This window comes from Micromonospora sp. URMC 107, from assembly GCF_051386315.1.
Lineage (GTDB): Bacteria > Actinomycetota > Actinomycetes > Mycobacteriales > Micromonosporaceae > Micromonospora.
Genome location: NZ_JBPQTK010000197.1, coordinates 1 through 6,949 on the forward strand (window position 1 = coordinate 1; position 6,949 = coordinate 6,949).

Annotated in this window: 6 protein-coding genes; 3 read left to right on the forward strand and 3 right to left on the reverse strand. The window is 72.6% G+C overall.

The genetic code is table 11. The features are described from left to right. Window positions 1–2: 2 nt before the first annotated feature. Both ACSNN9_RS27035 and ACSNN9_RS27040 read right to left on the reverse strand, forming a co-directional pair. Window positions 3–2,021, reverse strand: coding sequence for an acetoacetate--CoA ligase (locus ACSNN9_RS27035; RefSeq protein WP_436676087.1), 2,019 nt, complete (start codon window positions 2,019–2,021; stop codon window positions 3–5). A 192-nt stretch (window positions 2,022–2,213) separates the two neighbouring features. Further along, on the reverse strand, window positions 2,214–2,732 hold the full coding sequence (locus ACSNN9_RS27040; protein ID WP_357867876.1) for an acyl-CoA thioesterase: 519 nt from the start codon (window positions 2,730–2,732) through the stop codon (window positions 2,214–2,216). A gap of 23 nt (window positions 2,733–2,755) precedes the next feature. On the opposite strand from ACSNN9_RS27040, the gene ACSNN9_RS27045 reads away from it, so the two are divergent. Then, window positions 2,756–3,418 (forward strand): hypothetical protein, encoded by a 663-nt coding sequence (locus ACSNN9_RS27045; RefSeq protein WP_436676089.1) that lies wholly within the window; start codon window positions 2,756–2,758, stop codon window positions 3,416–3,418. A 133-nt stretch (window positions 3,419–3,551) separates the two neighbouring features. Here the strand turns inward: ACSNN9_RS27045 and ACSNN9_RS27050 are convergent, their stop codons facing one another. After that, window positions 3,552–4,715 (reverse strand): acyl-CoA dehydrogenase family protein, encoded by a 1,164-nt coding sequence (locus ACSNN9_RS27050; protein ID WP_436676091.1) that lies wholly within the window; start codon window positions 4,713–4,715, stop codon window positions 3,552–3,554. 249 nt (window positions 4,716–4,964) lie between these two features. On the opposite strand from ACSNN9_RS27050, the gene ACSNN9_RS27055 reads away from it, so the two are divergent. Both ACSNN9_RS27055 and ACSNN9_RS27060 read left to right on the forward strand, forming a co-directional pair. Continuing rightward, window positions 4,965–6,392: a UDP-glucose dehydrogenase family protein gene (locus ACSNN9_RS27055; RefSeq protein WP_358085708.1), complete on the forward strand. Its 1,428-nt coding sequence runs from the start codon at window positions 4,965–4,967 to the stop codon at window positions 6,390–6,392. Between the two features lie 162 nt (window positions 6,393–6,554). Then, window positions 6,555–6,949, forward strand: a 395-nt coding sequence (locus ACSNN9_RS27060; RefSeq protein ID WP_436676093.1) for a hypothetical protein, incomplete at its 3' end; no start/stop codon positions are given.

A 6,949-nucleotide genomic window follows, 5' to 3' on the forward strand; every position in this document is an offset into this window, starting at 1 on the left:
GGTCAGGGGCGGGGGGTGCGGTGTTGGGCGAGGGTGGCGAAGGCCGTGAGGGACTCCGGGTTGGCCAGCGCGCCCCTGGCCGCCGCCGAGTCCACCGGGGTGCCGGTGAGGATCTTCTTCACCGGGACCTCCAGCTTCTTCGCCGACAGGGTGCGCGGGACGGCCTTGACCTGGTGGATCTCGTCCGGGACGTGCCGGGGCGACAGCGCGGTACGCAGCTCGCGGCAGATCTTCCTCCGCATCGCGTCGTCCAGCTCCAGCCCCTCGGCGAGCACCACGAACAGCAGCAGCTCACCGGCGCCGCCCTCGTCGTCCTCCAGGTGCACCACCACCGAGTCGACGACCTCGTCGAGCCCCTCGACCACCGAGTAGAACTCGGCCGTGCCGAGCCGCACGCCGCCCCGGTTGAGGGTGGCGTCGGAACGGCCCGTGATCACGCAGCCGCCCCGGTCGTTGATGGTGATCCAGTCGCCGTGCCGCCAGACGCCCGGGTAGACGTCGAAGTACGCCTCCCGGTAGCGGCTGCCGTCCGCGTCGTTCCAGAAGCCCACCGGCATGCTCGGCATCGGCTCGGTGATCACCAGCTCGCCCAGCTCACCGACGACCGGGGTGCCGTCGGCCGAACGGGCCTCCACCTTGGCGCCGAGCGCCCGGCAGGTGATCTCCCCGGCGTGCACCGCCAGCAGCGGCACGCCACCGACGAAGCCGGTGCAGACGTCCGTGCCGCCGGAGAGCGACTGGAGCTGGAGGTCGTCGCCGACGTTCTCGTACACCCAGGTGAAGCCCTCGGAGGGCAGCGGCGCGCCGGTCGAGCCGACCCCGCGCAGCGCCGTGAGGTCGGCGGTCTCCCTCGGCACCAGCCCGGCCTTGCGGCAGGCCAGCAGGAACGGCGCGGACGTGCCGAAGTACGTGGTGCCGGTCTCGCCGGCCAGCCGCCACATCGCCCCCAGGTCGGGGTGGCCCGGGTTGCCGTCGAAGAGGACGATCGCCGCACCCACCGCCGGCCCGGAGACCAGGAAGTTCCACATCATCCAGCCGGTGGTGGTGAACCAGAAGAACCGGTCCGCCGGGCCCAGGTCGTGGTGCAGGGCCAGCATCTTCAGGTGCTCCAGCAGGATGCCGCCGTGGCCGTGCACGATCGGCTTCGGCAGCCCGGTGGTGCCGGAGGAGTAGAGCACGTAGAGCGGGTGGTCGAAGGCGACCGGGGTGAAGGTCAGCGGCTCGTCGGTCTCGGCGGCCAGCTCCGACCAGGCCAGCGCGCCCTCGAACGCGGCCGTCGTCCGGTCCGGAGCGCCGCCCGACGGCGCGGAGTCGGGATCCCCGGCCGGGTCGAGGTAGGCGATGCCGACGGTGTGCTCCAGCGACGGCAGGGCGGCCCGGATCGCGGCCACCTCGGCCCGCCGGTCCACCGGCTTCTCGCCGTAGCGGTAGCCGTCCACCGCGACGAGGACCTTCGGCTCGATCTGCTGCCACCGGTCGGTGACGCTGCGGGTGCCGAACTCCGGCGCGCAGGAGGAGAAGATCGCGCCCAGGCTGCTGGTGGCGAGCAGCAGCACGTACGTCTCGGGGATGTTGGGCGCGTAGGCGGCGACCCGGTCGCCGGCGGTGACGCCGAGCCGGCGCAGCCCGGCGGCCACCCGGCGGACCTGCTCGCGCAGTCCGGCGGCGGTGAGGATCACCGGCGCCCGGGTCTGCCCGTGCGCGATCACCACCGGGTCGTCGTCGGCCCGGCCCGGCATCCGCAGCACGTTCTCGGCGTAGTTGAGCGTGGCGCCGGGGAACCACCTGGTCCCGGGCATCCCCCGGTCGGTCAGCGTCGCGGTCGGCGGGGTGTGCGCGACCACCCCGAAGTGGTCCCAGACCGACCGCCAGAACGCGTCGAGGTCCGTGACCGACCAGCGCCACAGCTCGTCGTAGTCGGCGAAGTCCAGCCCCCGGTGCTCACGCAGCCAGCGCAGGTAGCTCCCGATCCGGGACCGCTCGCGTACGTCCGCCGGCGGCGTCCACAGCACGTCACCCACTGCTCCACCCTCCCCTGGCCCCGCACGACACTGTGAAATGGGCCGTGGCGCCATCTTGCCCTACCTCAGAGCGCCATTCTCCGCACCCGACCTCCGTCGGCGCACGTGCGGAACCCACATGCCCCGGCACCACCCTGTGTGGGCGAGGCGGGGCACGGCCGATTCCTGAGCGGAAGAGCCCTTCCTGACGTCTCAGCCGGCGCGGTGGGCCTGGATGGCCCGCCGCCGGGCCAGCCGGTGGGCGCGGCGGATCTCCGCCTCCCGGAACCGGCGCTCGTCCTCCGGGCTCTCCGGCAGCACCGGCCGGACCACCCGCGGCGCGCCGCCGAGGTCGACGCCCACGAAGACCAGGTACGCCGTGGCCACCCGCACCGGCTCGTCCTCGGCCGAGTCCCACCGCTCGGCCACCACCCGGACGCCGACCTCCATCGAGGTCTGCCCCGTCCAGTTCACCTGGGCGTGCGCGTGCAGCAGGTCCCCGACCCGGACCGCCTCGGTGAAGACGATCTCGTCGATGGCCGCGGTGACCGCCGTGCCGCCGCTGTGCCGGGCCGCGGCTGCCCCCGCCACGTCGTCGATGAACTTCATCAGCACCCCGCCGTGCACGGTGCCGTAGAGGTTGACGTCGACCGCGGTCATGATCCGGCTCAGGGTGACCCGGGAGTACGAGGTCGGCTTGCCGGCCGGCGCGGTGGAGGGGTGCTCGGTCATGTCGAAAACGGTACGGTGCGCGGATGCGACATCTCTGGAGCTTCCTCGCGGGGTTGGTGGTGGCGCCCGTCACGTGGGTGCTGGTCACCCTCGGGCAGGACGGGTCGGCGCGCACCGTCGACCGTTGGGTCGAGATCGGCACGTCCAACTCGGCCAATCTCATCGAGCCCGCCGTCTACCTCGCCGTCGGCGGGATCCTGCTCGGCCTGCTCGGCACGCTGCGCACCTCACCGCTCGGCCCGCTCGTGGCCGGGCTGCTGCTCGCCGCCCCGTACGTGGGGATGTTCGTCGCGCCCTTCGAGGTGCGGGACCGGATCCCGGACGGCTGGAAGGTCTTCGGCGACCCCCTGCCGCTGCACCTGCCGGTGCAGAACGGCACGCTCTTCCTGATCGGCCTGCTGCTGGTCGTCGCCACCTTCAGCGGCCAGCGCTGGCGGCGGTGGCCGCGCCCGGTGGTCGAGCCGACGCCGGCGCCCGCCGAGGGGCCGGAGCGCACCGACTTCACGCTGACCGACTGGCCGCCGGCCGACTCGAACGACCGGGACACCGCTCCGCCGAGCCTCGGCTACCCGGACCCGACGCCGGCCGAGCCGCTGCCGCGCCGCACCGGCGGGGCGTCCCCGTGGTCGGCGCCACCGCGCGGCACCACCCGGCCCGAGGACGAGGACACGGCCGAGATCCGGTGACGAGCCGGCCGTACGCGCGCCGGGGTGCGGTTCGGCCCCACGACGGGCCGCTCCGCGCGGCGGGCGACGACGGCACCGGGATCAGGTGACGATCGCGGGCGGGCCGGACGGACCGGCCCCCCCGCCGAACCGCTCAGCCCTTCAGGAGCTGACGGGCCATCACGATGCGCTGCACCTGGTTGGTGCCCTCGTAGATCTGGGTGATCTTGGCGTCCCGCATCATCCGCTCGACCGGGTAGTCCCGGGTGTAGCCGTAGCCGCCGAGCAGCTGCACCGCGTCGGTGGTGATCTCCATGGCCGCGTCCGAGGCGAAGCACTTGGCCGCCGCGCCGAAGTAGGTCAGGTCGGCGTCGCCGCGCTCGGACCTGCCGGCCGCGGCGTACGTCAGCTGCCGGGCCGCCTCCAGCTTCATGCCCATGTCGGCGAGCATGAACTGGACGCCCTGGAACTCGGCGACCGCCTTGCCGAACTGCTTGCGCTCCTGGACGTAGCCCTTGGCGTAGTCGAGCGCGCCCTGGGCGATGCCGACGGCCTGCGCGGCGATGGTGACCCGGGTGTGGTCCAGGGTCTTCATCGCGGTGCCGAAGCCGGTGCCCTCGGCGCCGATCATGCGGTCTGCGGGGATCCGGACGTTGTCCAGGTAGACCTCGCGGGTCGGCGAGCCCTTGACGCCGAGCTTCTTCTCCGGGGCGCCGAAGCTGACCCCGGCGTCGGACTTCTCGACCACGAAGGCGGAGATGCCCCGCGACCGGGCCGACGGGTCGGTCACCGCGAAGACGGTGTAGAACTCCGAGACCCCGGCGTTGGTGATCCAGCGCTTCACGCCGTTGAGCACCCAGTGATCGCCGTCACGCACCGCGCGGGTGGTCATCGACGCCGCGTCGCTGCCGGCCTCCGGCTCGGAGAGGCAGTACGAGAACATCGCGTCGCCCGCCGCCACCGGGGTCAGGTAGCGCCGCTTGAGCTCCTCGGAGCCGGCCAGCAGCAGCGGCATGGTGCCGAGCTTGTTGACCGCCGGAATCAGCGACGACGAGGCGCAGGCCCGCGCCACCTCCTCGATCACGATGGCCGTGGCCAGGGCGTCCGCACCCGCGCCGCCGTACTCGACGGGAACGTGCGGGGCGTGGAAGTCGGCGGCCCGCAGCGCGTCGTAGGACGCCTTCGGGAACTCGCCGGTCTCGTCCGCCTCGGCGGCGTGCGGCGCCACCTTGGCCGCACAGACCTCACGGACCGCCTCCCGGATCGCCTCGTGCTCCTCGGGCAACCGGTAGACGTCGAACGACTGCTCTGCGGCCATGTCGGCCCCTCCCCTTCACCGCTATCATGCGCAGTCTGTAGCGTCTCCTGACCGCCGACGGCGCAGACTGAAGGATAGCGACAGAGTTCAGCTCATGTTACCGCCGCGTAGCCTCACCCGTGACGGAGCGCCGACGCCGCCCGGCGATGATGGAACAGGCAGACGTTAGAGTCCCTCCGGTGCCCGCCCAGGCGCCGCAGCAGAACGCGACGCGACGACGCGACGCCAGCGCGAGCGGAGAAGACAGGCGTGACGATCCCGTACCCGAACACCCAGCCGATGCCCGCCATCGCCGCGGTGACGCCCCCCTCCGGCGCACAGCGACCGCGGGTGACCTTCCTGGGCACCGGCTATCTCGGTGCGACCTACGCCATCTGCTACGCGGAACTCGGCTACGAGGTCCTCGGCTTCGACGTCGACGACGACAAGATCGCCATGCTGAACGCCGGCGAGGTGCCGATCCACGAGCCCGGCCTCGACGAGCTGCTCAAGCGCAACCTGGCGGCCGGGCGGCTGCGGTTCAGCACCGACATCGCCGAGGTCGCCGAGTTCGGTGACGTGCACTTCATCTGCGTCGGCACGCCGCAGCGCGCCGACGGGATGGGCGCCGACCTGTCGTACGTCGAGGCGTCGGTCACCAGCCTGGCCCAGCACCTGACCCGCAAGGCGCTGATCGTCGGCAAGTCGACCGTGCCGGTCGGCACCGCCGAGTGGGTCGAGCAGCTGGTCAGCAAGCACACCCCCGCCGACCTGGGGGTCGAGGTGGCGTGGAGCCCGGAGTTCCTCCAGGAGGGCTTCGCCGTCGACGACGTGCTGCGGCCCAACCGGATCGTCGTCGGCGTCAAGAGCGAGTGGGCCAACGGCATGCTCTACGCCGCCCACAAGGGCGTCTTCGACCTGGCCGCCACGGAGGACCGCGAGGTGCCCCTGGTGGTCACCGACTTCGCCACCGCCGAGCTGGTCAAGGTCGCCGCGAACGCCTTCCTCGCCACCAAGATCTCCTTCATCAACGCGATGGCCGAGGTCTGCGAGGCCTCCGGCGGTGACGTGACGCACCTCGCCCGGGCCATCGGCTTCGACCCGCGCATCGGCAACCGGTTCCTCCAGGCCGGGCTCGGCTTCGGCGGCGCCTGCCTGCCCAAGGACATCCGCGCGTTCCAGGCCCGCGCCCAGGAGCTGGGCGCCGGGGAGGCGCTGCGCTTCCTGCACGAGGTCGACCTGATCAACCTGCGCCGCCGGACCCGGGTGGTCCAGCTCGCCGCCGAGCTGCTCGGCCGCCGCTCCGGGCCCGCCGGGCCGGACCTCTCCGGCACGCGCGTGGCCGTGCTCGGCGCGACCTTCAAGCCCAACACCGACGACGTACGCGACGCGCCCGCGCTCTCCGTCGCCTCGCTGCTGCGCAAGGCCGGCGCCGACGTGCACGTCTACGACCCACAGGGCATGGAGCGGGCCCGCGCGGTCGCGCCCGAACTGGTCTACGAGCCCGGCATCAACGAGGCCGTGACCGGCGCGGACCTGGTCTGCGTGCTCACCGAGTGGGCCGACTTCCGCAACGCCGACCCGGTCGCCCTCGGCGAGCTGGCCGCCGGCCGCAAGGTGGTCGACGGCCGCAACTGCCTGGACTCGGCACTGTGGACGCAGGCCGGTTGGGAGTACCGCGGCATGGGCCGCCCCTGACGATCGCCGACCGACGGCCGGTCGCGGAGCACGCTCCGCGACCGGCCGTTCGCCGTCCGCGTGGACGATCTTTGCCCCGGACCCGCCGACAACTGTCGAAATCCGCGCCCACATTGGGCATGCTGCCAAGGTGGTAGTCCACAGTGCGGGTGGAGGGGTGTCGTGGCGACCTTTGAGTGCTCCTCGTGCGGCCGGGAGATCAAACCGGCTGTCAGCTGCCCACACTGCGGTGCGCACCAGCCACAGTGGGTCGAGCACCTGGCGGAGATCGAGCGGTCCATCGCGGAGATGAAGGCCCGCGAGGCCGCCATCGCCAGCGAGCAACGGCAGATCGCCGCCAAGATGCAGGCCGCGCTCTTCCAGCGGGACATCCTCGCCCACGCCGGTGAGGAACGTCTCAAGCAGGCCGCCCGCCCCCGTCGGGTGCTGCGCCGCCGGCCGGGTCGCCGACCGCCCACGGCCGCAAGCGCCGCCTCGGCGGGGGCCATGTACGACGTCACGCTCACCGTCGGCCACAGCGTGGGCGAGCTGGGCGGCGATCCGGACCGGCAACTGCT

What these genes read in the sequence shown, in the direction of transcription:
- ACSNN9_RS27050 (WP_436676091.1), bottom strand. Translation starts at nt 4,715, where the DNA reads ATGGCCGCAGAGCAGTCGTTCGACGTCTACCGGTTGCCCGAGGAGCAC.
- ACSNN9_RS27040 (WP_357867876.1), bottom strand. Translation starts at nt 2,732, where the DNA reads ATGACCGAGCACCCCTCCACCGCGCCGGCCGGCAAGCCGACCTCGTAC.
- ACSNN9_RS27045 (WP_436676089.1), top strand. Translation starts at nt 2,756, where the DNA reads ATGCGACATCTCTGGAGCTTCCTCGCGGGGTTGGTGGTGGCGCCCGTC.